Source organism: Streptomyces violens, from assembly GCF_000717745.1.
In the GTDB taxonomy this organism is placed as follows: domain Bacteria; phylum Actinomycetota; class Actinomycetes; order Streptomycetales; family Streptomycetaceae; genus Streptomyces; species Streptomyces violens.
The window spans coordinates 518,604-542,868 of the sequence record NZ_JOBH01000001.1 but is presented as its reverse complement, the minus strand read 5'-3'; the positions used below and the strand labels follow the sequence as shown (position 1 = coordinate 542,868).

General features: G+C 72.7%; 16 protein-coding genes. 10 read left to right on the top strand and 6 right to left on the bottom strand.

Annotated features, from left to right (window positions below; genetic code table 11):
• Nucleotide 1 precedes the first annotated feature (1 nt).
• Nucleotides 2-1,618, bottom strand: coding sequence for a carboxyl transferase domain-containing protein (locus IF04_RS0102330; protein ID WP_030250031.1), 1,617 nt, complete (start codon nt 1,616-1,618; stop codon nt 2-4).
• 85 nt (nt 1,619-1,703) lie between these two features.
• On the opposite strand from IF04_RS0102330, the gene IF04_RS0102325 reads away from it, so the two are divergent.
• The 3 genes from IF04_RS0102325 to IF04_RS0102315 all read left to right on the top strand — a co-directional run bounded on the left by IF04_RS0102325 (nt 1,704) and on the right by IF04_RS0102315 (nt 4,498).
• Nucleotides 1,704-2,309, top strand: coding sequence for an SACE_7040 family transcriptional regulator (locus IF04_RS0102325; protein ID WP_030250029.1), 606 nt, complete (start codon nt 1,704-1,706; stop codon nt 2,307-2,309).
• Nucleotides 2,310-2,443: 134 nt separating this feature from the next.
• Nucleotides 2,444-3,601 (top strand): acyl-CoA dehydrogenase family protein, encoded by a 1,158-nt coding sequence (locus IF04_RS0102320; protein WP_030250027.1) that lies wholly within the window; start codon nt 2,444-2,446, stop codon nt 3,599-3,601.
• Between the two features lie 9 nt (nt 3,602-3,610).
• Nucleotides 3,611-4,498 carry an acyl-CoA thioesterase gene (locus IF04_RS0102315; RefSeq protein ID WP_030250024.1) on the top strand — a complete coding sequence of 296 codons (888 nt, stop codon included), beginning with the start codon at nt 3,611-3,613 and terminating at the stop codon, nt 4,496-4,498.
• 21 nt (nt 4,499-4,519) lie between these two features.
• Here IF04_RS0102315 and IF04_RS0102310 read toward each other — a convergent pair whose 3' ends face one another.
• Complete coding sequence (locus tag IF04_RS0102310; protein WP_030250022.1) at nt 4,520-5,317, bottom strand: phosphatase; 798 nt, start codon at nt 5,315-5,317, stop codon at nt 4,520-4,522.
• A gap of 214 nt (nt 5,318-5,531) precedes the next feature.
• Between IF04_RS0102310 and speB the strand changes: the two genes are divergently transcribed.
• Entirely contained in the window at nt 5,532-6,512 is a 981-nt protein-coding gene (gene speB, locus IF04_RS0102305; RefSeq protein ID WP_030250019.1) for an agmatinase, read from the top strand.
• A gap of 85 nt (nt 6,513-6,597) precedes the next feature.
• On the opposite strand, the gene IF04_RS0102300 is transcribed toward speB, so the two are convergent.
• Together IF04_RS0102300 and IF04_RS0102295 are read right to left on the bottom strand one after the other, a co-directional pair.
• Entirely contained in the window at nt 6,598-6,798 is a 201-nt protein-coding gene (locus tag IF04_RS0102300) for a hypothetical protein (RefSeq protein ID WP_030250016.1), read from the bottom strand.
• Nucleotides 6,799-7,055: 257 nt separating this feature from the next.
• On the bottom strand, nt 7,056-8,615 hold the full coding sequence (locus IF04_RS0102295; RefSeq protein ID WP_245654243.1) for a PucR family transcriptional regulator: 1,560 nt from the start codon (nt 8,613-8,615) through the stop codon (nt 7,056-7,058).
• A gap of 133 nt (nt 8,616-8,748) precedes the next feature.
• On the opposite strand from IF04_RS0102295, the gene IF04_RS0102290 reads away from it, so the two are divergent.
• From IF04_RS0102290 to IF04_RS0102265, 6 genes are all read left to right on the top strand, one after another.
• Complete coding sequence (locus IF04_RS0102290) at nt 8,749-10,212, top strand: sodium:solute symporter family protein (protein WP_030250010.1); 1,464 nt, start codon at nt 8,749-8,751, stop codon at nt 10,210-10,212.
• Between the two features lie 98 nt (nt 10,213-10,310).
• Nucleotides 10,311-11,999, top strand: coding sequence for a thiamine pyrophosphate-binding protein (locus IF04_RS0102285; protein ID WP_051830586.1), 1,689 nt, complete (start codon nt 10,311-10,313; stop codon nt 11,997-11,999).
• Between the two features lie 118 nt (nt 12,000-12,117).
• Entirely contained in the window at nt 12,118-14,904 is a 2,787-nt protein-coding gene (locus IF04_RS0102280) for a discoidin domain-containing protein (RefSeq protein WP_037957958.1), read from the top strand.
• A 107-nt stretch (nt 14,905-15,011) separates the two neighbouring features.
• Nucleotides 15,012-16,049: an esterase-like activity of phytase family protein gene (locus IF04_RS0102275; protein WP_030249999.1), complete on the top strand. Its 1,038-nt coding sequence runs from the start codon at nt 15,012-15,014 to the stop codon at nt 16,047-16,049.
• 107 nt (nt 16,050-16,156) lie between these two features.
• Entirely contained in the window at nt 16,157-20,020 is a 3,864-nt protein-coding gene (locus tag IF04_RS0102270) for an ABC transporter ATP-binding protein (protein WP_030249997.1), read from the top strand.
• A 122-nt stretch (nt 20,021-20,142) separates the two neighbouring features.
• A complete protein-coding gene (locus IF04_RS0102265) occupies nt 20,143-21,585 on the top strand; it encodes a S28 family serine protease (RefSeq protein ID WP_030249993.1) in 1,443 nt (480 codons plus the stop codon).
• A 57-nt stretch (nt 21,586-21,642) separates the two neighbouring features.
• Here IF04_RS0102265 and IF04_RS0102260 read toward each other — a convergent pair whose 3' ends face one another.
• Together IF04_RS0102260 and IF04_RS0102255 are read right to left on the bottom strand one after the other, a co-directional pair.
• Nucleotides 21,643-23,220: a phosphodiester glycosidase family protein gene (locus tag IF04_RS0102260; RefSeq protein ID WP_051830584.1), complete on the bottom strand. Its 1,578-nt coding sequence runs from the start codon at nt 23,218-23,220 to the stop codon at nt 21,643-21,645.
• Between the two features lie 168 nt (nt 23,221-23,388).
• Entirely contained in the window at nt 23,389-24,018 is a 630-nt protein-coding gene (locus IF04_RS0102255) for a hypothetical protein (RefSeq protein ID WP_106975531.1), read from the bottom strand.
• Nucleotides 24,019-24,265 lie beyond the last annotated feature (247 nt).

The window sequence follows — 24,265 nt, the reverse complement described above, 5'->3', positions numbered from 1 at the left end:
CTCACATCCGGAAGACGCCGAAGGCGGGGTCGGTCAGCGGGGCGTTGGCGCAGGCGGTGAGGGTCAGGCCCAGCACCTGCCGGGTCTCCATCGGGTCGATCACGCCGTCGTCCCAGAGCCGCGCCGTCGCGTAGTAGGCGTTGCCCTGCGTCTCGTACTGCTCGCGGATCGGGGCCTTGAAGGCGTCCTCCTCCTCGGCGGGCCACTCCTCGCCGCGCGCCTCCAGCTGGTCGCGCTTGACCGTGGCGAGGACGGACGCCGCCTGCTCGCCGCCCATGACGGAGATCTTGGCGTTGGGCCACATCCAGAGGAAGCGGGGGGAGTACGCCCGGCCGCACATGGAGTAGTTGCCCGCGCCGTACGAACCGCCGATCACGACGGTCAGCTTCGGCACCCGCGTGCAGGCCACCGCCGTGACCATCTTCGCGCCGTGCTTGGCGATGCCGCCCGCTTCGTAGTCCCGGCCGACCATGAAGCCGGAGATGTTCTGCAGGAAGACCAGCGGGATGCCGCGCTGGTCGCACAGCTCGATGAAGTGCGCGCCCTTCTGCGCGGACTCGGAGAAGAGGATGCCGTTGTTGGCGACGATGCCGACCGGGTGGCCGTGCAGATGCGCGAAGCCGGTGACCAGCGTCTGGCCGTACTCCGCCTTGAACTCCGCGAAGCGCGAGCCGTCCACGATCCGGGCGATGACCTCGCGGACGTCGTAGGGGGTGCGGGAGTCGGTGGGGACCATGCCGTACAGCCCGGCCGGGTCGGCCTTGGGCTCCTCCACCGTCCGTACGGTCCAGGGGAGCGGCGCGCGCTCGCCGAGCGTTGCGACGATCGTGCGGACGATCCGCAGGGCGTGCGCGTCGTCCTCGGCGAGATGGTCGGTGACGCCGGAGGTACGGGAGTGCACCTCGCCGCCGCCCAGCTCCTCGGCCGTGACGACCTCGCCGGTCGCGGCCTTCACCAGCGGCGGACCGCCGAGGAAGATCGTGCCCTGGTTGCGGACGATCACGGCCTCGTCGCTCATCGCGGGGACGTACGCGCCGCCCGCCGTGCAGGACCCGAGCACGGCCGCGATCTGCGGAATCCCGGCGCCCGACATCCGGGCCTGGTTGTAGAAGATCCGCCCGAAGTGCTCGCGGTCGGGGAAGACCTCGTCCTGCATCGGCAGGAAGGCGCCGCCGGAGTCCACCAGGTAGATACAGGGGAGACGATTCTCCAGGGCCACCTCCTGGGCGCGGAGGTGCTTCTTCACGGTCATGGGGTAGTACGTGCCGCCCTTGACCGTGGCGTCATTGGCGACGATCACCACCTCGCGGCCGCTCACCCGCCCGATTCCCGCGATGACACCCGCCGCCGGGGCGGCGCCCCCGTACATCCCGTCGGCCGCCAGCGGGGCGATCTCCAGGAACGGCGAGCCCGGGTCCAGCAGGGTGTCCACCCGGTCCCGGGGCAGCAGCTTGCCGCGCGCGGCGTGCCGCGCTCTGGCCTTCTCGCCGCCGCCCAGCCGGGCCGCCGCGAGCTTCTCGCGCAGCTGCCCGACGAGCTCGCGGTGCGCGGCCTCGTTGGCCCGCCAGGAGTCGGCCGCGGGATCTGCGGCGCTCCCCAGTACGGGTGCCTGCTCCATCGTCGTACCCGCCCCTTGTTAGTGGTCGTTAACACGATTGCCTCCAGGTTAACGACCACTAACCCGCCTGTCTACAATTGGAGCCATGAGCAGCACCAAGGCCCCCACCACCGTCAGCCGCCGCGAGCAGATCCTCAAAGAGGCCGCGCGGCTCTTCGCCGAGCGCGGCTTCCACGGCGTCGGCGTGGACGAGATCGGAGCCGCGGTCGGGATCTCGGGTCCCGGCCTGTACCGCCACTTCGCCGGCAAGGACGCGATGCTCGCCGAGCTGCTGGTCGGCATCAGCGAGCGGCTGCTGGACGGCGGCCGGCTGCGGGTCGCCGACGGCGGCGAGAGCGCCGAGGAAGTGCTGCACGCGCTCATCGAGGGGCACATCGACTTCGCCCTGGACGACCGGCCGCTGATCACCGTCCACGACCGGGAGCTGGACCGGCTGCGCGAGGCGGACCGCAAGCGGGTGCGCCAGCTCCAGCGCCAGTACGTCGAGCTGTGGGTGGAGGTCGTCCGCGAGGTCTATCCGGCCTGCACGGAGGCCGAGGCGCGCGCCGCCGTGCACGCCGTCTTCGGCCTGCTGAACTCCACCCCGCACCTGAGCCCGCGCGCCAGCCTGCCGCCCCGCACAGCCACGGAGGCGCTGCTGAAGCGGCTGGCGCTGGGCGCGTTCGGAGCGGCGGCGGGCCGGGAGGGCTGAGCCGCCGGCTCCGGCGCCGGTGTGACGACTGCGTCGTACGTGACCCCTGGACAGCGAACATAACCGCCGGGTAGCTTTCGCTGAGCAAGCGCTTAGACAGCGTTGTAGTTCAGGTCGCTCCAGGGAGGCACAGGGTGAAGCGGACGGTATTCGACGAGGATCACGAGGCGTTCCGGGACACCATCCGCGCCTTCATCGAGGGCGAGGTCGTGCCCGTCTACGACGAGTGGTTCGCCGCGGGCCAGGTGCCCCGCGAGTTCTACTCCAAGCTCGCCGACCTGGGCCTCTTCGGCATCAACGTCCCCGAGGAGTTCGGCGGCGCGGGCCTGGAGTCGCACAAGTTCGAGGCGATCCAGTACGAGGAGACCGCCCGCGCCGGCGTCACCTTCGGCGGCTCCGGCGTGCACGTGCTGCTCGCCCTGCCGTACATCAAGATGCTCGCCACCGACGAGCAGAAGAAGCGCTACCTCCCGAAGTTCGTCTCCGCCGAGGAGATGTGGGCGCTGGCGATGACCGAGCCGGGCACCGGCTCCGACCTCGCGGGCATGAAGACCACCGCCAAGCTCTCCGAGGACGGCACGCACTACGTCCTCAACGGCGCCAAGACCTTCATCACCGGCGGCGTGCACGCCGACCGCGTGATCGTGTGCGCCCGCACGTCGGCCCCGAAGGAGGACGACCGCCGCTTCGGTATCTCCCTCTTCGCCGTCGACACCAAGTCCGAGGGCTACTCCGTCGGCCGCAAGCTGGACAAGCTGGGCCTGCGCACCTCCGACACCGCCGAGCTGGCGTTCGTCGACGTGAAGGTGCCCGCCGAGGACCTGCTCGGCGAGGAGAACAAGGGCTTCTACTACCTCGGCAAGAACCTGCCCTCCGAGCGCTGGGGCATCGCCTACGGCGCGTACGCGCAGGCCAAGGCCGCGGTCCGGTTCGCGCAGCAGTACGTGCAGGAGCGCACCGTCTTCGGCAAGACCGTCGCGTCCTTCCAGAACACCAAGTTCGAGCTGGCCGCCTGCCAGGCCGAGGTGGACGCCGCCGAGGCCGTCGCCGACCGCGCCCTGGAGGCCCTGGACGCGGGCGAGCTGACCGCGGCCGAGGCCGCCTCCGCCAAGCTGTTCTGCACCGAGGTCGCGCACCGCGTCATCGACAAGTGCCTCCAGCTGCACGGCGGCTACGGCTACATGAACGAGTACCCGATCGCCCGCCTGTACGCGGACAACCGCGTCAACCGCATCTACGGCGGCACCAACGAGGTCATGAAGTCGATCATCGCGAAGTCGATGGGCCTCTAGGCTGCCCGCGTGAACGACGCACTGCAGTCCCTCCTCGATCTGCTCACGCTGGAGCAGATCGAGGAGGACATCTACCGCGGTCAGAGCCGTGCGGCGGTCGTGCCCCGGGTCTTCGGCGGCCAAGTCGCCGCGCAGGCCCTGGTCGCGGCGGGGCATACGGTCCCCGCCGAGCGGCCGCCGCACTCCCTGCACGCGTACTTCCTGCGCCCCGGGGACCCCGGCGCGCCGATCGTCTACACCGTCGACCGCATCCGCGACGGCCGGTCCTTCACCACCCGCCGGGTCGTCGCCGTCCAGCACGGCCAGCAGATCTTCCACCTCACCGCGTCCTTCCACGCGCACGAGGAGGGCCTGGAGCACCAGGAGCCGATGCCGCGGGTGCCGGATCCGCTGACGCTGCCGACCGCCGCCGAGATGCTGCCCCGGTATGCCGACCGGTTCGTGGCCGAGGGTGTCGCCGAGCGGCTGCTGGAGGCCCGGGCCGCGGTCGATCTGCGGTACGTGGACGCGCCGCCGTTCGCCACCGCCGGCGAGGTGCGCGAGCCCCGCTCCCAGGTCTGGTTCCGTACCCAGGGCAAGCTCGACGGTGACACCGGCATCCCCCGGCCGCTGCTCGACATCTGCCTGGTCACCTACGTCTCCGACATGACGCTGCTGGACTCCGTGCTGCTCGCCCACGGGCGCGGCGGCTGGGCGGTCGGTGACGTGGTCGGCGCGAGCCTGGACCACGCGATGTGGTTCCACCGGCCGGTACGGGCCGATGAATGGCTGCTGTACGACCAGGAGTCACCGACCGCGCAGGGCGGCCGGGGCCTGGGCAAGGGCCGCATCTTCACGGCCGAGGGACAGCTCGCGGTCTCGGTGATCCAGGAGGGCGTGATCCGCACGCCCCGGTGACGGATCTGGCGTACTGCCGGGTCAGTCCGCCAGGCCCGCCGCGTGCAGCAGGTAGGCCGTCAGCGGGTCGTAGTAGCGGGGGCTGCGGACGTGGTCGTCCAGGGGGACCGTGACCTGGACGGTGCCCTCCGCCTCGGCCAGGAAGAGCGCCGGGTCGTTCGAGTCCGCGTAGCCGACGGCGTCGATGCCGCGCTGCCCCGCGCAGCCCGCCCAGCCGTGGTCCGCGACGACCAGGTCCGGCAGCGCCTCGCCCGCCGCCTCCAGGCCGTCCAGGATCGCCGCCATCGGAGCCGGCGAGTGCGTGTGCCACAGGGTCGCGCCCCGCTCGAGCATCGCGACCCGGCCGAACTGGAAGACCACGCCGTCGTCGGCGGTCAGCCCGTCCGGGACGACCACGATGTCGCAGCCCGCCGCCCGCAGCGCGGCTGCCGTGGCGATGTGCACGTCCAGCAGCCCGCCCGGGTGACCGGTCGCGAGGAGCACCCGCCGCCGGCCGGCGGCCGCCTTGCGCAGCACCGCCGCCATCCGCTCCAGCGCGTCCACCGTCAGCTCGGGGTCGATGGTGTCCTGGCCGTGGCGGTGGTCCGGGTCGTCGATGACGCCGCAGCGCTCGGCCATCACGGCGAGCACGTCCTGCTCGTCCCGCCATCTGTCGCCCAGCTCCAGGCCGAACCAGTAGTGGCGGTCGCCGTTGGCGAGCTTGCGGTAGTGGTCGAGGTTGTTCTCGCGGGGCGTGGCGACGTCACCGGCGATGCGGGTGCGTACGAGGTGCTCGACCAGTTCGGCGCGGCTGGGGGCGGGAGCGGAGGTTATCGGCATGAGGCCCATTGTGCCGGTGCGGATCAGGGCGGGGCGGGGGAGTTCCGCCGCGTGGACATCTCGCGCGGGCCGACTGCACCGCCGTCGGCCCCGACGGTGAGTGAACGTCTCCACCGTTACGGCCCGGGAGGCTGGACGCCGTGTCGAATGACGGCCCCGTACCTCACAGAAATGTCCATGGGGCGAACGCCGCGCCGACTCTACGCTCAGCGCCATGACCACCGCATCTGCCGCATCTCCCGAGCCCGTCGGTCCCGTCGACTCCTCCCGCGTCCCGCGTTACGCAGGCCCGGCGACCTTCGCCCGGCTGCCGCGTATCGACGAGGTCGGCGGCCGCGCCGATGTGGCCGTCGTGGGCGTCCCGTTCGACACCGGTGTCTCGTACCGCCCCGGCGCCCGCTTCGGCGGCAACGCCATCCGCGAGGCGTCCCGCCTGCTGCGCCCGTACAACCCGGCGCAGGACGCCTCGCCCTTCGCGCTGGCCCAGGTGGCCGACGCGGGCGACATCGCCGCCAACCCGTTCAACATCAACGAGGCGGTCGAGACGGTCGAGGCAGCGGCGGACGACCTGCTCGGCACCGGCGCCCGCATGATGACCCTCGGCGGCGACCACACCATCGCGCTGCCGCTGCTCCGCTCGGTCGCCAAGAAGCACGGCCCGGTGGCGCTGCTGCACTTCGACGCGCACCTGGACACCTGGGACACGTACTTCGGCGCGGAGTACACCCACGGCACGCCGTTCCGCCGCGCGGTCGAGGAGGGCATCCTCGACACCTCGGCGCTCTCGCACGTCGGCACGCGCGGCCCGCTGTACGGCAAGAAGGACCTCACCGACGACGAGAAGATGGGCTTCGGCATCGTCACCTCGGCGGACGTCATGCGCCGCGGCGTGGACGAGGTCGCCGACCAGCTGCGCCAGCGCATCGGTGACCGCCCGCTGTACATCTCCATCGACATCGACGTGCTGGACCCGGCGCACGCGCCCGGCACCGGTACCCCCGAGGCCGGCGGCCTGACCTCGCGCGAGCTGCTGGAGATCCTGCGCGGCCTGGCCTCCTGCAACCTGGTCTCCGCCGACCTGGTCGAGGTGTCCCCGGCGTACGACCACGCGGAGATGACCTCGGTCGCCGCCTCCCACACGGCGTACGAGCTGACCACGATCATGTCCCGGCAGATCGCGGCCGCGCGCGGCTGACGCGGGTCACGCGGAACGCACCGCGAACACACCAGGGCCCCGGAACCGAGAGGTTCCGGGGCCCTGGTGTGTTTCAGGCTTTTGCTCAGACGCCGGTGGCGGCGGCCAGGCCGGAGGCCTTGGCGATGGTGCCCTGGGCGAGGCCCTCGACGGCGTCCACGGCGGTGCCGTCGACGGTCACACCGGCGCTGTAACCGGCGACGCTGCCGCCGAGGGTGGCGACGCCACCGGCGATGTTGTCCAGGTCGGCGTCGGCAAGCTCGGCGGTCTCGATGAAGTCACGCATGACTTTTCTTCCCTTCAATGGGGGGACGCGGAAGAACAGGGGGGTGACGCGGGGAATAGTGCCGGGGTCGGAGCCCGTAAGGCAAGTCGCCTTCAATGGCCTGTGCATTACGTCGGAAATGGCCTACCGCATGCGCTGTGAAGTGCGCTTTTGGCCGCCGATGACGTCGATGTCGGAAGTGGGCCAGTGGAATTCGGGGAAGGGTCGGCAAAGGGAGCCGACGTCATGCCGAAAAGGATATGTCGGTTTCCGGGAGTTCAATCGCGGACGCCGAGCGCGAACCACAGCTCCATCCGGATGTCCGGGTCGTCCGGGTCGGTGCCGAGCAGGGCGGCGGCGCGGGCGATGCGCTGCCGGACCGTGTTGCGGTGGATGCCGAGCGCCGTCGCCGTACGGTCCCAGCTGCCGTGCAGCGAGAGCCAGGTGCGCAGCGTCTCGCGGAGCGCCGGGGTGCCGTCGAGCGGTGCCAGTACGGCCGCCGCGTGCGCGCGGGCCTCGGCCGGCGGGACCAGCGCGGCGACGCCGCCGGTGCCGCCGACGCCGGGGGAGCGGTGGCGGACTAGCGGGGTCCGGCCGGCCACCGCGCGGCGCAGCGCGGCCGCGGCGTGCGCGTCCCCGGCGGGCAGCGCGGACACCGGTACGGGCTCGCTCACGCCGAGCGTCCAGCCCGGCTGCGCGGTGACCTCACGGCCGGCCGGTACGAGGGCCCGGACGGCGTCGTCGCCCGGCGCGACCAGGGACGTGCCCAGCCCGGCGGCGAGGGTGGCGGCCGCGGCTTCGTTGCCGCGCCGGGCGCGGGCGTGCACGACGGTCCAGTGCGGGTGCTTCAGCAGCGGCGCCACGTCGGCGGGCCCGTCCCCCAGCAGCAGCCGGACCAGCGCGGCGGAGTGCCCGCCGTCGGCGGCCTCCGCGTACGGGCCGGTGAGCAGTGACAGCAGTACCGCGGCGACGCCGACGACGGCGCGGGCCGCCGGGTCGGGCGGTGGCGCGGCGACGATCAGCGCGCGCGTCCGGTCGGGGGCGCGGCCGCCGAGCGTGTATGCGGCGAGATGGGTGGCGGGCGGATCGGGCGGGGGGTCGCTCGGGGCCGCCGGGTCGCCAGGGGCTGCTACGGCGCCGCTCGGGGCCGCCGCCACCGTGTCGCTCGCCGCCGCCGGCCCGCCCTGGGTCGCCACCCGGCGTGCGAGCCGGGCCGCCGCCGTTCGCGCGGGAGCGGGCGGCCGAGGTCCGGCGGCGGCCAGTTCGCCGTCCCCGCCCGGTCCCGACACCGCGGCCCAGCCGCCCACTTGGCGGGCGAGCGTGCGCAGCACGGCCGGTACCGGATCGGGCCCGGCGGCCGCCGTGGCAAGGGCACGCTGGCCGTCACCGATGCGGGTCAGCTCGCGATGCCGGGCCTCGGTCATGGCCTGCCACACGGCGCTCTCCACCGCCGTGAACGGGGTCCCCGCCGGCACCTCCAGCAGCCGCAGCCCGTACCGGTCGCAGGCCGCGACCAGCGCCCGCGGCACCGCGTCGTGCACCGGCGCGATCCCGAACCCGAGCGCCACGGCACCTGCCGCGACCGTGCGCTCCGCGTACCCGTCGAGGTAGGCCCCGGACCCCGCGGCCTCGTCCAGGTGCACCCCGGCCGTCAGCAGCAGCTCACCACCGAGCAGATACGGCTCCGGGTCGGCCATCTCCGAGGTGTGCACCCAGTGGATGTCGGCGTCGGCGCGCGGCCCGGCGATCTGCCGCAGCCCGAGGTCGGCGCGGGCGAGCAGTGCGGACAGCGGGACGCCCGGGGTGGGCGGCGGCGCGGGGTGCGACGCGTCAGCCATGTGCGGACCCTCCATTTCCGAGCGGCACGGTGGAGGAAACGTACACTTCTGCGCCGCCACGCCGTTTCCTAAGGTCAACCCACGAAATCCCGTCCCACCCCCACCTCCCCCCGCCCTGCCGAAGGGATGGCTCATGGCTGTCGACTACGCGGTGATCGTCCTCTATCTGGCCGGCATGCTCGCCATGGGCTGGTGGGGCATGCGCCGTGCCCGCTCCAAGAGCGAATTCCTGGTCGCCGGGCGGCGCCTGGGCCCGTTCATGTACTCCGGGACCATGGCCGCGATCGTCCTCGGCGGCGCCTCCACGATCGGCGGCGTCGGCCTCGGCTACCAGTACGGCCTCTCCGGTGCCTGGATGGTCTTCACCATCGGCCTCGGGCTGCTCGCGCTGAGCCTCTTCTTCTCCGCCCGGATCGCCCGGCTGAAGGTCTACACCGTCTCCGAGATGCTCGACCTGCGCTACGGCGGCTCGGCCGGCGTCATCTCCGGCGTCGTGATGTGGGCGTACACCCTGATGCTCGCGGTCACGTCCACGATCGCGTACGCCACCATCTTCGACGTCCTCTTCGGCCTCGACCGCACGGTGTCGATCATCCTCGGCGGGGCGATCGTCGTCGCGTACTCCACGCTCGGCGGCATGTGGTCGATCACGCTGACCGACATGGTGCAGTTCGTGGTCAAGACGATCGGCGTACTGCTCCTCCTGCTGCCCATCGCCGTGGTCAAGGCGGGCGGCTTCGGCGCGCTGCGGGCCGAACTCCCCGACGACTACTTCGCCCCGCTCGGCATCGGCGCCCAGACCGTCTTCACCTACGTCCTCATCTACTCCTTCGGCATGCTGATCGGCCAGGACATCTGGCAGCGGGTGTTCACGGCCCGCAGCGACCGCGTCGCGCGGCTGGGCGGCACCGCGGCGGGCACGTACTGCCTGGTGTACGCGCTGGCCGGAGCCGTGATCGGTACGGCGGCCAAGGTGCTCTACCCCCATCTCGGCAGCCCCGACGACGCGTTCGCCACGATCGTCAAGGACGCCCTGCCGATGGGCGTACGCGGACTGGTACTTGCGGCGGCGCTCTCCGCCGTGATGTCCACGTCCTCGGGCGCGCTGATCGCCTGCGCGACGGTGGCCAACAACGACATCTGGTCCCGGGTCCGCGGGGTCGTCGGCGGCGGCCGGGACCGCTCCGAAGGCCACGACGAGGTACGCGGCAACCGCGTCTTCATCCTCGTCATGGGCATCGCCGTCATCTGCATCGCCATCGCCCTCAACGACGTCGTCCAGGCCCTGACGGTCGCCTACAACCTCTTGGTAGGCGGCCTCCTGGTCCCGATCCTCGGCGGCCTCCTCTGGAAGCGCGGCACGGGCACGGGCGCGCTTGCCGCCGTGGCCGCCGGCGGCTTCACGGTCATCGCCCTGATGGCCTGGCGCGGCGTCCTGGCGAACGAGCCCATCTACTACGGGCTGCTGGTGTCGCTGGCGGCGTACGTGCTCGTCAGCCTGGCAAGCCGCCCGACGGACCCGGCGGTACTGGCCGAGTGGCGGGCCCGCCTGGCCACCCCGGCCGAGCCCGCCAAACCCAGCCCGTCCGTCACTTGAGGCAGACGCGGCCAAACCCAGCCCGTCCGGCGTTTGAGGACGAGCGGCCGCCAGGCCGTGATCCACGCGCACTCCCACGCACCCGCAGAAAGGCCCCCGTGAGCACCACGAACCCCCCGGCCCCCGCCGCCCAACGCACAGGGGGCGACCTGGTCGTAGAGTCGCTGCAAGCGCTAGGCGCGCAGACCGTCTTCGGCCTCCCAGGCCAACACGCCCTGGGCCTCTTCGACGCGCTGGGCCGCAGCCCCCTGCGGTACGTCGGACTGCGCGTGGAGAACAACGCGGGGTTCGCCGCCGACGCCTACGCCCGCCGCACCGGCGGTATCGCGCCGCTCATGGTCTCCACCGGCCCCGGCGCCCTCATGACGCTCGCCGCGCTGCAGGAGGCCGCCGCCGCCTCGGCCGCCGTCCTGGCGATCGGCAGCCAGGTGCCGACAGCGGGGCTCGGCGGCGGCCGCCACGGCTACCTGCACGAACTCCCCGACCAGAGCGCAGCCTTCCGCGGCGTCGTGAAGTCCGTGCACACCGCCCGCACGCATTCGCAGATCCCGTCCGCGATCGCCGCGGCCCGGAAGTCGGCGCTGACGGCCCCGCACGGCCCGGTCTGGGTGGAGATCCCGCAGGACGTACTGCTCGCGCCGACGACGATCCCGGTGGTCACCGGCATGGACGCGGACCCCGAGGAGCTGCCTCCGCGCCCCGAGCTGACCGCCGCGGCCGCCGACCTGCTGACGAAGGCCGAACGCCCGGCGATCCTCGCGGGCGGCGGCGTCGTACGGGCCGGGGCCGAGCCCGAGCTGCGGGCGCTGGCCGAGCGGCTCCGGGCGCCGGTCGCGACGACGTTCGGCGGCAAGGGCGCTTTTCCCTGGACCCACCCCCTTTCTCTCCAGTCCTGGCTGGAGGACCGCCACACCACGGATTTCCTGGCGGACGCGGACGTCCTGCTGGTGGTGGGCTCGGGCCTGGGCGAACTCTCGTCGAATTACCACACGTTCAGGCCCCGCGGCCGGGTCGTCCAGATCGAGGCCGACGCGGGCAAGCTGGAGTCCAACCACCCCGCGCTCGGCATCCACGCGGACGCGCGCCTCGCGCTCCGGGCGCTGCTGGAGACGGCCGGCGCGCGCGAGGACGACACGGCGCCCGCGCGTGTACGGGCGCTGCTGGACCGGGTGGGGGAGCGGATCGCGTCCCAGGAACTCACCCTGGAACAGGACGTACTGGCCGCCGTCCGCGAGGCGCTGCCGTCCCGGGCGCCCTCCTTCTGGGACATGACGATCCTGGCGTACTGGGCCTGGTCGGCCTTCGACGCCCGCCACCCCAACACCATGCACTCGGCACAGGGCGCGGGCGGCCTCGGCTACGCCTTCCCGGCGGCGCTGGGCGCGGCGGCGGCCGACCCGACGCAGCCGGTGCTCGCGGTCTCCGGCGACGGCGGCGCCATGTACTCGCTCGCCGAGCTGGCCACGGCCCGCCAGTACAACCTGCCGGTGACCTGGCTGATCGTGGACGACGGGGGCTACGGCATCCTGCGCGAGTACATGGAGGACGCGTTCGGGCAGGCGACCGGCACCGAGCTGGCGCGGCCCGACTTCGCCGCGCTCGCCGAGTCCTTCGGGGTGCCGGCGGTGACGAGTGCCCCGGAGCGGCTGCGGGACGACCTCGCCGTCGCGCTGGCGGCCCCCGGGCCCTCCGTGGTCGTGCTCCCGGCCCGGCTGCGGATGTTCGCACCGACTCATCTGGGGGATTCCCCGACCCGACCGGGCGATTCCCTGGCTTCGGAAAGTTAACAAAACGCGTGGACCGTTGACGTGATCTGTTCATAACTTTAGGTTCGCTGCGGGCAGCGACAGATCTGCCTCTCTGCCTCCCCGTGCCCGACGCCCGACGATCCGTCGACGGAGAACAATGTCGTACTCCCCACGTCCGCAGCCGCGTGCCGGCCGGCGGATGCTCGTCCCCCTGCTCGCGGGCGCGCTCATCGCGGCCGTACCCCCCGTCTCGTCGGCCGCGACGCCCGACGGCGGCCGCGCCACGGGCCCGGCGACGGGCGCCACCCCCGCCGCCGACGGCTCGTGCGCCACCGACGGCGCGGACTGGAAGTCCACGTCCACCCGCATCGACCCCGAGGACAGCCACCACCCGTACGTCGGCAACGGCTACCTCGGGCAGCGCGTGCCGCCCAACGGCACCGGCTACGCGGCACCCGGCGAGAAGACCGGTTGGCCCCTCTACGCCCCGCGCTACGACGGCGCGTTCGCCGCCGGCCTGTATGCCGAGGGCCCCAAGTCGGTGAAGAAGCGGCAGGCCATCGCGGCGCTGCCCACCTGGTCCACGCTGAACGTGGCCACCGGCGGTCCCGGCGCCGAGACCTTCAGCTCGGCGACGAAGCCCGGCCGGATCTCGCACTACCGGCAGTCCCTCCTGCTGCGCTGCGGCCTGGTCCGTACGTCGCTGACCTGGACCGCCGCCGACGGCCGCGCCACCGACCTGGTCTTCGACGTGCTCGCGGACCGCACGCAGGCGCACACCGGTGCCGTACGGCTGCGGATGACCCCGCACTGGAGCGGCCCGGCGACCGTCACCGACACCCTCGACGGGCGCGGCGCCCGCCGGATCTCGCAGACCGGTGGCGGCGCCCGCTCCGGGGACCGGACGCAGGACGTCACCTTCCGTACCGACGGGACCCGCACCGCCGGCGCGGTCGCGTCCACGCTGCGCACGGGCCCGGGCATTCGTTCGGAAAGTGAACAGAAGGCCAAGGCACCCGAGAAGTTGACGGCGCATCAGGGTGTCAGCTTCCCCGTGCACAAGGGCCGGACGTACGAGGTCTCCAAGTACGTGGGCGTGGACACCGCGCTCACCTCCGACGACCCCAGAGCCGCCGCCACCCGCGCCTCCCAGCAGGCCGCGGCGCAGGGCTGGGACCGCCTGTACCACTCCCACGCCACCGCCTGGCAGAACCTGTGGCGCTCCGACATCGAGGTGCGCGGCCGCGAGCAGCGCGACCTTCAGGCCTGGGTGCGCTCGGCGCAGTACGGACTGCTCGCCAACTCCCGCGAGGGCTCCTCGGACAGCATCGCCCCGGCCGGTCTGACCAGCGACAACTACGCGGGGGAGATCTTCTGGGACGCCGAGACCTGGATGTACCCGGGCCTGCTGGCCGCCCATCCGGAGCTCGCCCGGTCGATCGTCGAGTACCGCTACAAGACCCGGGCCGGTGCCCGCGCGAACGCGAAGAAGCTGGGCTACGACGGCCTGTTCTTCCCGTGGACCAGCGGGGGCAAGGGCGATCTGTGGAAGGAGTGCCACAGCTGGGACCCGCCGCACTGCAAGACCCAGAACCACCTGATGGGCGATGTCTCGCTGGCCGCCTGGCAGTACTACCTCGCCACCAAGGACACCGGCTGGCTGCGCGAGCGCGGCTGGCCCCTCATGCAGGGCATCGCGCAGTTCTGGGCCTCCCGGGTCACCAAGAACGGTGACGGCAGCTACTCCGTCAAGAACGTCGCGGGCCCGGACGAGTACAGCAACGGCGTCGACGACGGCGTGTTCACCAACGCGGGCGCCGCCACCGCGCTCCGGCACGCCACCCGCGCCGCCGCCGTCCTCGGCAAGCAGGCCCCCGCCTCCTGGAACACCATCGCGGACAAGCTGCGCATCCCGTACGACAAGAAGCAGCAGGTCTTCCAGCAGTACGACGGCTACAAGGGCACCACCATCAAGCAGGCCGACACCGTGCTGCTGCAGTACCCGCTGCAGTGGCCGATGTCCGACGCGGCACAGCAGAAGACACTGGACTACTACGCCGCGCACACCGACCCCGACGGCCCGGCGATGACCGACTCGGTGCACGCCATCGACGCCGCCGAGATCGGCGAGCCCGGCTGCGCGATGTACACCTACCTGCAGCGGTCCGTGCGGCCGTTCATGCGGGGGCCGTTCCACCTCTTCTCCGAGGCGCGCGGCGAGAAGGCCGGCGCCCATGACCCGCTCGCCGGCTCGCCCACGCAGGACTTCCTGACCGGCAAGGGCGGCTTCCTCCAGGTCTTCACCCACGGCCTGACCGGCCTGCGGCTGGGCGAGGACCGGATCACCCTGGACCCGACGCTGCCGCCGCAGCTCGCCGACGGCGTCACCCTGCGCGGCCTGCACTGGCAGGGCCGGACGTACGACGTCGCGCTGGGCGCGCACCACACCGAGGTGCGGCTGACCGGCGGTGAGCCGATGACGGTCGCGACGCCGGAGGGCGAGCGGATCGTCAGCCAGGGCGCGCCGCTGACGCTCAAGACCCGCCGCCCCGACCAGGAGCCGACCGCCAACGTGGCCCGCTGCCGCACGGCGAAGGCCACCTCGGAGGAGCCCGGGATGTACGCGGGCGCCGCGCTGGACGGCAACACCACCACCGCGTGGGTGCCCGACGCCGCCACCGGCACGCTCACCGCCGACCTGGGCAGCGTCCGCCGCATCGGCGCGGTCACGCCGCGCTGGACCGACACGAAGCCGGAGTCGTACCGGATCCAGGTCTCCCGCGACGGACGGCACTGGACCGGCACCGGCTACGACGGGAAGTCCCCGGCCCGGTACGTCCGGGTGACCGTGCGCGGCAAGGCGGACGCGAAGACGCACCCGGGCATCGCGGAGCTGAGGGTGGCCGAGGCCGAGGCCAACGGCAAGGCCGACGCCAAGGAGTGACGGCCGCCGTTCCACCGGACGGTACGCATGGTGCGGGCGGGGCGCCCGGGGGAAGGAACCCCCGGGCGCCCCGCCCGTTGCCGTCCTGTCGACCGGAAGGATCCGCCGTGCGTCTCGCCACCGCCATACCGGCCGCGCTCGCCGCCACGCTGCTCGTCACCGGAACGCTCCCGGCGACCGCGACCGCGACCGCCGCCGCGGCCCCACCGGGCCCTGCCTGTTCCCCGCGTGTCTCCATCGACCGCTACTCCGACGCCCTCGACAAGCGCTCCGTCGACGGCCTCTACGTCGGGAACTTCTCCGCGCTCGCCCGCGACACCGACGGCGACCTGCTCGCGCTCTCCGACCGGTCCGCGCTGGTCACCCTCGACGGCCGGACGCGCGAGCCGTTGCGCGGAATCCCGCTCGCCGACGAGGGCGGCAAGCCGCTGGACTCCGAGGGGCTGGTCGTCGAGCAGGACGGCAGCCGGCTGATCACCTCCGAGGTGGAGCCGTCCGTCCGCCGGTACGACCGGGCCGGGCACCCGACCGGACGGCTGCCCGTACCGGACGGGCTGCGGGTCGCCCCGGCCGGGCGGGCCACCGCCAACCAGACCTTCGAGGGGCTGACCGCGGGCCCCGGCGGCCGTACGCTCACCGCCTCCATGGAGGGCCCGCTCGCCGGCGACGGCACCGACGCGCAGGGCCGCCCGCTGCACCGCTTCCAGACCTGGCAGCGGCAGCCGCACGGCGGCTACGCCCTCGGCAGGCAGTACGCGTACCCGGCCGAGCAGGGCATGACGATCCCCGAGATCACCGCCCTTGACGACGGCCGTCTGCTCGTACTCGAACGTAAATTCGAGCCCCAGGGCAACACCATCCGTCTCTACCTCGCCGACCCGCGCCGCGCGGACGACACCCGGGACACCGGGAAGCTGACCGGCGCCACCCGTCCCGCCGCCAAGACCCTGCTCGCCGACCTCACGCGCTGTCCCTCCCTCGGCGCGCCCGCCCGGCAGCCGCAGATCAACCCCCTGCTGGACAACATCGAGGGCGTGACCGTCCTGGGCCGCACGCACGGGCGGCTGAAGCTGCTCCTGGTCAGCGACGACAACCAGCGGGCGCAGCAGATCACCCGGCTGTACGACATGACCGTCCGCTTGTAGAGCGCATGTCCGGGTCGACGGCCGCGGGAAATGTTGCGATGGGATGAAATCACCGGCCGCCGCTGTTGGTGCCTTGCGGTAAGAAGTCGACCGGCGGGAGGCGTCGCGTGGCACGGGCGGACACGGATACGGCGGAAGAGGGCTGGGCGCGGCGCCTGATACGCACGTGCTGGCGGTACAAACAGGATGTACTGCTCGCGCTCGGCTCCTCCCTCGCCGGGATGGCCGTCATGGCGCTCGTCCCGCTCGTACCGAAGCTGATCATCGACGATGTGATCGTCAAGCACGAGCGGTCCCTCGCGCCGTGGGCCACCCTGCTGATCGTCGCCGCGCTCGCCGTGTACGTACTGACGTACATCCGCCGCTATTACGGCGGCCGGCTCGCCCTGGACGTCCAGCACGACCTGCGGACCCGGATGTACCGGGCCATCACCCGGCTGGACGGCCGGCGGCAGGACGAACTCAGCACGGGGCAGGTCGTCGGCCGCGGCACCAGCGACCTCCAGCTCGTGCAGTCGCTGCTGTTCATGGTGCCGATGATGCTGGGCAACGTCCTGCTGTTCGCCATCTCCCTGGTGATCATGGTGATGCTCTCCCCGCTGCTCACCGTCGTCGCCCTCGCCGTCGCCCCCGCCCTGTGGTGGATCGCCAAGCGCAGCCGCCTCCGGCTCTTCCCCGCGACCTGGTACGCGCAGGGCCAGGCCGCGGCCGTGGCGGGCGTGGTGGACGGCTCGGTCTCCGGCGTCCGCGTCGTGAAGGGCTTCGGCCAGGAGGAGCAGGAGACCGGCAAGCTCCGCGAGGTCAGCCGGCGGCTCTTCGCCGGGCGGCTGCGCACCGTACGCCTCAACGCCCGCTACACCCCCGCCCTCCAGGCCGTCCCCTCCCTCGGCCAGGTCGCGATGCTCGCGCTCGGCGGCTGGATGGCCACCCGCGGCCAGGTCTCGCTGGGCACCTTCGTCGCCTTCTCCACCTACCTCGCGCAGCTCGTCGGCCCCGTCCGGATGCTCGCCATGATGCTGACCGTGGGCCAGCAGGCCCGCGCCGGCGTGGAGCGGGTCTTCGAGCTGATCGACACCGAGCCGGTCATCGAGGAGCGGCCGGACGCGGTGCCGCTGCCCGCCGACGCGCCCGCCACCGTGGAGTTCGAGCACGTCACCTTCGGATACGGAGACGAGGGGGACACGCACCCGGTCCTGGACGACTTCTCGCTGCGCATCGAGCCCGGCGAGACCGTCGCCGTCGTCGGCACCTCCGGCAGCGGCAAGTCCACCCTCTCGCTGCTGCTGCCGCGCTTCTACGACGTGAGCGCCGGGCGGGTGCTCGTCGGCGGCCGGGACGTGCGCGACCTGACCGCCGACTCGCTGCGCGGCGCCATCGGCCTGGTCCCCGAGACCAGCTTCCTCTTCTCCGACTCGATCCGGGACAACATCGCCTACGGCGCCCCGGACGCCACCGACGAGCAGATCCGGGCCGCGGCCCGCGCCGCCCAGGCCGACGGCTTCATCTCGGCCCTGCCCGACGGGTACGACACCGAGGTCGGCGAGCAGGGGCTGAGCCTGTCCGGCGGCCAGCGGCAGCGCGTGGCGCTGGCCCGCGCGATCCTCACCGACCCGCGCGTGCTGGTCCTGGACGACGCGACCTCCGCGGTCGACGCCCGGGTCGAGCACGAGATCCACGAGGCGCTGCGCGGTGTGATGGCGGGCCGTACAACCCTGCTGATCGCGCACCGCGCCTCCACCCTGGCGCTGGCCGACCGGGTTGCCGTCCTCGACGGCGGCAAGCTGCTGGACATCGGTACCCGGGAGGAGCTGGAGGAGCGCTGCGAGCTGTACCGCAGGCTGCTCACCGACCCGGACGAGCTGGGCGGCGTGGAGCGGGACCCGGCGGGGCAGATCGCGACGGCCGGGGCGTTCTCCGGCGAGGCGGCGGCCACCGGGCTGCTGGAGCCCCCGGCCACCGCCGGTACTGCCGAGGACACCCGGCCCCGCCGCGTCATCGACGGCGTCACGCCCGAACTGTGGGTGCGTAAGGGCGAGGTGTCCGACGGCGCGGAGTCTCGGGACGGCGGCGGCGCCTCCGCCGCCGCGCTCGCCGGCCGCCCCGGCGGCATGGCCGGCGCACTGGCCGGTATGCCCGCGACCCCCGAACTCCTCGAAAGGGTCGCGGCGCTGCCCCCGGCCACCGACACCCCCGACATCGACGAGGACCAGGCCGCCCGGCCGGAGAGCTCCTACGGCCTGCGCCGCCTGCTGCGCGGCTTCGGCCGCCCGCTGTTGATCGCCCTGCTGCTGGTCGCCGTGGACGCGGTCGCCGGGCTGCTGCTGCCCGTACTGATCCGGCACGGCATCGACGACGGCGTCCAGCGCGCCGCGCTCAACGGCGTATGGGCCGCGTCCGCCGCCGCCCTGCTCGTCGTGCTCGCCCAGTGGGCCGCCCAGATCGGCTCGAACCGGATGACGGGGCGCACCGGCGAACGCGTCCTGTACTCCCTCCGCGTCAAGATCTTCGCCCAGCTCCAGCGCCTCGGCCTGGACTACTACGAGCGCGAGCTGACCGGCCGGATCATGACCCGGATGACGACGGACGTCGACGCCCTCTCGTCCTTCCTGCAGACCGGCCTGGTCACCGCCGTCGTCTCCGTCCTCACCTTCTTCGGCATCCTGGTCGCCCTGCTGGCCATCGACGTACAGCTCGCCCTGGTCGTCTTCGCCACGCTGCCACCGCTGATCATCGGCACGTACTTCTTCCGCAAGCAGAGCGTCAAGGCGTACGAGCTGGCGCGCGAGCGGATCAGCGTCGTCAACGGCGACCTCCAGGAGAGCGTCGCCGGGCTGCGCATCGTGCAGGCGTTCCGCCGCGAGGGCAGCGGCGTCGCCCGCTTCACCGAGCGCAGCGCCGCGTACCGGCAGGCCCGCACCCGCGGCCAGTTCCTGATCTCGGTCTACTTCCCGTTCGTGCAGCTGCTGTCGTCCGTGGCCGCCGCGCTGGTGCTGATCGTCGGCGCGAACCGGGTGAGCGCCGGGACCCTGACCGCGGGCGCGCTGGTCGCGTACCTCCTGTACATCGACCTCTTCTTCGCGCCCGTCCAGCAGCTCTCCCAGGTCTTCGACGGCTACCAGCAGGCCTCCGTGTCGCTCGGCCGCATCCAGGAGCTGCTGCGCGAGCCGACCACCACCCCGCCGGCCGAAAACCCCCGCCCGGTAAAGGAGTTGGCAGGCGAGATCACCTTCGACGACGTCCACTTCCGCTACTCGACCGCCGACGGCGAGCAGGCCGAGGCCCTCTCCGGCATCGCGCTGACCATCCCCGCCGGCCAGACCGTCGCGTTCGTCGGCGAGACCGGCGCCGGCAAGTCCACGCTGGTCAAGCTGGTCGCCCGGTTCTACGACCCGACCACCGGCGCCGTCCGCGTCGACGGCACCGACCTGCGCGAACTGGACCTGACCGGCTACCGCCACCGCCTCGGCGTCGTCCCGCAGGAGTCGTACCTCTTCCCCGGCACGGTCCGCGACGCCATCGCGTACGGCCGTCCGGACGCCACCGACGCCGAAGTGGAGGCGGCGGCCCGGGCCGTGGGCGCGCACGACATGATCGCCACGCTCGACGGCGGCTACCTCCACGAGGTCGCCGAGCGCGGCCGCAACCTCTCCGCGGGCCAGCGCCAGCTCCTCGCGCTCGCCCGCGCCGAACTGGTCGACCCCGACGTGCTGTTGCTCGACGAGGCGACCGCGGCGCTCGACCTGGCCACCGAGTCCGTCGTCAACCACGCGACGGACCGGCTCGTCGGCCGCCGCACCACCCTGGTCGTCGCCCACCGCCTCACCACGGCGGCCCGCGCCGACCGGGTCGTGGTACTGGACCGCGGCCGCGTCGCCGAGGACGGCACGCACGCCGAACTCCTCGCCCGGGGCGGCCGGTACGCGGAACTGTGGCACTCCTTCACCGGCGAGCCGGCAGAGGCCAGGGTGTAGCTCTGAGCGCCCCGCCGCCCACTGAACGCCCCCCTGGCCTGCTACCGCCGGTCGGGGGGTGGTCGGCGGGGAGCCTCCCCGATAGGTTCAGCGCGACCTTTGCGAACCCCAGGGGAGGGCGCATGCGCAAAACGCTCAGATGGCTGCTGTCACTCGTCGTGCTCATAGGCACGGTCGGCGCCGGCACGGCCACGGCAGGGGCGGCCACCGCCGCCGGGCCGACCGCGACGACCACGGACAGCCGCGCGGAAGCGGACATCAAGGACCGCCTTCTCGCGATACCGGGAATGAGCCTCGTCCAGGAGAAGCCGGTCGACGGCTACCGCTTCTTCGTCCTGAACTACAGCCAGCCGGTCGACCACCGGGATCCGGGCAAGGGCACCTTCCAGCAGCGCATCACCGTGCTGCACAAGTCGACCGCCCGCCCCACCGTCTTCTTCACCTCCGGGTACAACGTCAACACCGAGCCGACGCGCAGCGAGCCCACCAAGCTCATCGACGGCAACCAGGTCTCGATGGAGTACCGCTACTTCACCCCGTCCCGGCCCGAGCCCGCGGACTGGAAGCAGCTGGACATCCAGCAGGCCGCCGCCGACCAGCACCGCATCTTCAAGGCGCTGAACCGGATCTACACCAAGAACTGGATCGCCACCGGCGGCAGCAAGGGCGGCATGACCGCGACGTACTACCGCCGCTTCTACCCGCACGACATGGACGGCACGGTCGCCTACGTCGCGCCCAACGACGTCGTCAACGACGAGGACTCGGCCTACGACCGCTTCTTCGCCACCGTCGGCACCGCCGAGTGCCGCAAGGACCTCGCCGCGATCGAGCGCGAGGCGCTGAAGCGCCGCGGCGAGATGGTCGACCGCTTCCAGAAGGAGGCGGCCACCGAGGGCTGGACCTTCAAGCTCGCCGGGAACGCCGACCGCGCGTACGAAATCATGGTGACCGACCTGGTCTTCGGCTTCTGGCAGTACCAGCCCGCCGCCACCGCCTGCGCCGAGGTCCCCGAGCCCACCGTCACCACGGACGCGCTGTGGACCTGGATGGACAAGGTCGGCGGCTTCGACAGCTACACCGACCAGGGCATGCAGCCCTACCTGCCGTACTACTACCAGGCCGGCACCCAGCTCGGTGAGCCCGGCTACGACTACCCGAACGTCGCGGACCTGCTCCGCTACCCGGGCATCAACAACTCCCGCACCTTCGTCCCGCGCGACATTCCCATGTCCTTCGACAAGAAGGCCATGCCGGACATCGACCGCTGGGTGCGCCACCACGCCGAGCGGATGATGTTCGTCAACGGCCAGTACGACCCGTGGAATTCGGAACACTTCCAGGTCGGCAAGGGCGCGAAGGACTCCTACGTCTTCACCGTCCCCGGCGGCAACCACGGCTCCAACATCACCAAGCTGAAGGAAGCCGACCGCACCAAGGCCACGGCCCGCCTCCTGAAGTGGGCCGGCGTGACCCCGGCCGCGGGCGAGTCGGCCCCGGTGGCCCCGTACGACAAGAAGCTGGACAAGCAGCAGTCGCAGCGGCTGCCGATGCTGCGCCCGTGACGGGCGGTTGACCGAGTGGTGGGCCCGGGCGGTCGGTCGCCCGGGCCCACTGCTGTGTCATTTCGTCAGCAACAGCGCGTCTCCCACGGCGCGTTCACCCGTCGCGTCCGACGGGGTAGTGATCATCCGGCCGTCGACGGCCATGCCCACGGAGCCGCCGCCGTCGAGGTTCATGGCCTGGGTGGCGCCGAGCGACCTGATGAGCGCGGCAGCCTCGTTCAGCCCGAGCCCGTCGCTGTAACCGGGCTGCCGGCCCGCGCTGGTGAGCAGGATGATCCGGCCCGCCCGATCGGTGCCGAGGACCATCCGCGGATTGCGCCTGATGCCCCAGGTGTACGCGAACGAGCGGTCACCGGCGTGCTCGATGCCGTCGGCGGCGTAATCGACGGCCACCCTGCCGTCGCGCACCAGCTCCGGGCCGCCGTTGACGATGTCGTCCTGTTCCGTGAGGCGGACGGGGCGGCCGTCGGTGTCGGTGATCTTCTCGTCCAGCCGTACCGCGGAGCCGGGCGCGGCATGGTCACGCAGCCACCGCTCGCCCGCGCCGATACCGGCCAGCACCGTGCCGCCCTTCGGCACCGGACCGCCGCGCGGACGCAGCTCCTGCACTCGTCCCGCGCTGTTCAGCACCGCTTCCACACCGGGCCCGGCGGGCGTTTCGGCCCCCAGCTCCGGCGTGAAGCGCACGATCTCGTCCGGATCGGTGCACGTCACATCGTGCTGCGGCCGCTCGGTGGGCACATCGCCGCCGATCCCGCCGCAGTTGCGGACCTTGCCCGGGACGCGGTTGATGCCGTCCAGCGGCTCGGTGGCACCGCCCGCCGTGACCGTCAACTCCGTACGCAGGTGCCGGAACTCGGGGTGCAGGCCGTCGCCGCGAAGGATGGCGGCGATCCGCCCGTTCGTCGCGGCGCTCTGCAGCCGCCCGTTGTACGCGGCGATGCCCGCGGCGGCACCCGGTACGCCGTCCTTGTCCTCCATCACGAAGAACCCGGCGTTCACCGCCAGCAGCGAGTTCGCGCGGGCGGCCATGTCGGTGACCTTCTCCCGCCCGGCGACCGCGGTCCCGTAACCGGCGTCCAGCCGGCCCCGATACGCCCGCGGGTCGATGACGGCGACCTTGACGCGGGCCAGTCCCGTACCGGGCGCGCCGTCGCCGCCGGTCCACTCGCTGACGGCGTCGAAGCCCGCGGCGGCCAGTTCCTTGCGGGCGTTGTCGGCCTGGTTCTGACCGCCGTACGTGCCGGTGCGGACGCGTATCCCGACCGTGCCCCGCCGGTCGGAGCCGGCCGGCCAGCGGACCTCCTCGGTACGTGGCGCGAACCCGGCCCCGCGCAGCCCGTCGGCCAGCGCGTCGGCCGTCTCGCGGCTGTGCAGCACCGCGCCGTCCTTCCGCACGGTGACGGTCCAGTGATCGGCACCGGGCCGCCCGGAGAGCATGCCCTGGTACAGGTCGACGCCGGGCGCGAGCCGGTCGTGCTGCCAGCCGTCGAATTTCTTGGGCAGCGAGAAGGCGGCCGGGGCCGCGGCGTCGGCCCGGTGAGCGGCGGAACCGGGGATCACGAAGGTCGCGGCGAGGGTGACGACGAGGGTGGTGGTCAGCGCGGGGGAGAGGGGAGTGCGGGGGTGCGGCACCTGGGCTCCTTCGGGGCGGGGACGGAGTGGGGACGGGTGGGGGCGCGGACGCGGGGATCGGAACACCGGGGATGGCATCACGGAACGTCGTCGTGCGGAAGGAAGCCGGGAGGAAGAGAGGTGACCGGGGGGTGAAAAGAGGGGCTGGAGGCCTGGAGGCGGGCGGTCTCAGCCCGTCGTGAGGCGGCGGGCGCAGCCCGTGGAGTGATCGGGGAGGCGCAGGTACAGGGCCGTGCCGAACGGGCAGGACGGCCGGTCGCCGACCGTCGCCGTCACCTCGTACTGGGGCCGGTGCTTCGCCCTGGCGTCGGCTGCGGCGCAGGGCGTCTCGCGGGCCTGGAGCCCGGCGGCGAGGTAGACGCAGTCGCCGGGCACGGTGCGGGGCCCGCCACCCTGCCCCGGGTCGCCGGGGTGCGGCGCGCGCAGGTTGCGCATGCAGGCGTACCCCTGCGGGACCGCGCCGTCGCCGTCCTCGTCGGCGTCCGGCCGGTGCTGACTGATGTGCAGGACGAAGTCGGTACGGGCAGGACAGAGCGGCCCCCGGGACTGCCGCCCGGCGTGCCGCGCCAGCACCCGCGCCGCGGCCGCCCCGCTCGCACAGGCCACCTCCCGGAAGGCCGACGCCCGCCCGCGGCTGCTGCACTCGCCGCGGTCCAGGAAGACCGCGCCGTATCCCGTCGGGGACGTGGCACCGGCGTCGCGGGCCTCAGCACTGGTCGACGGCCGGCACCCCGTCAGCAACAGGCCGACCGCCAGCAGGGCGCCCAGCAGCGCCCCCACGCCCCGTGCCCCGCGCACCCCCACCGTCCCCCCTGCGCCCCCACTCACGCCATGCCGGTCCATGCCAGGCCATGCCAGGCCATGCCAGGCCATGCCAGGCCATGCCGGCCCAGCGTGACCCGCCGTGACGGGCACACGCCAGACGCGAACGGCGTATTGCGCATGAGGTAGGAGGGATGCCGTACGGCCCGTGCGGTACGGGCCGTACGGAGGGTCCTGTACGGCCCGTGCGGTACGTGCCGTACGGAAGATCCGGTACGGGCGC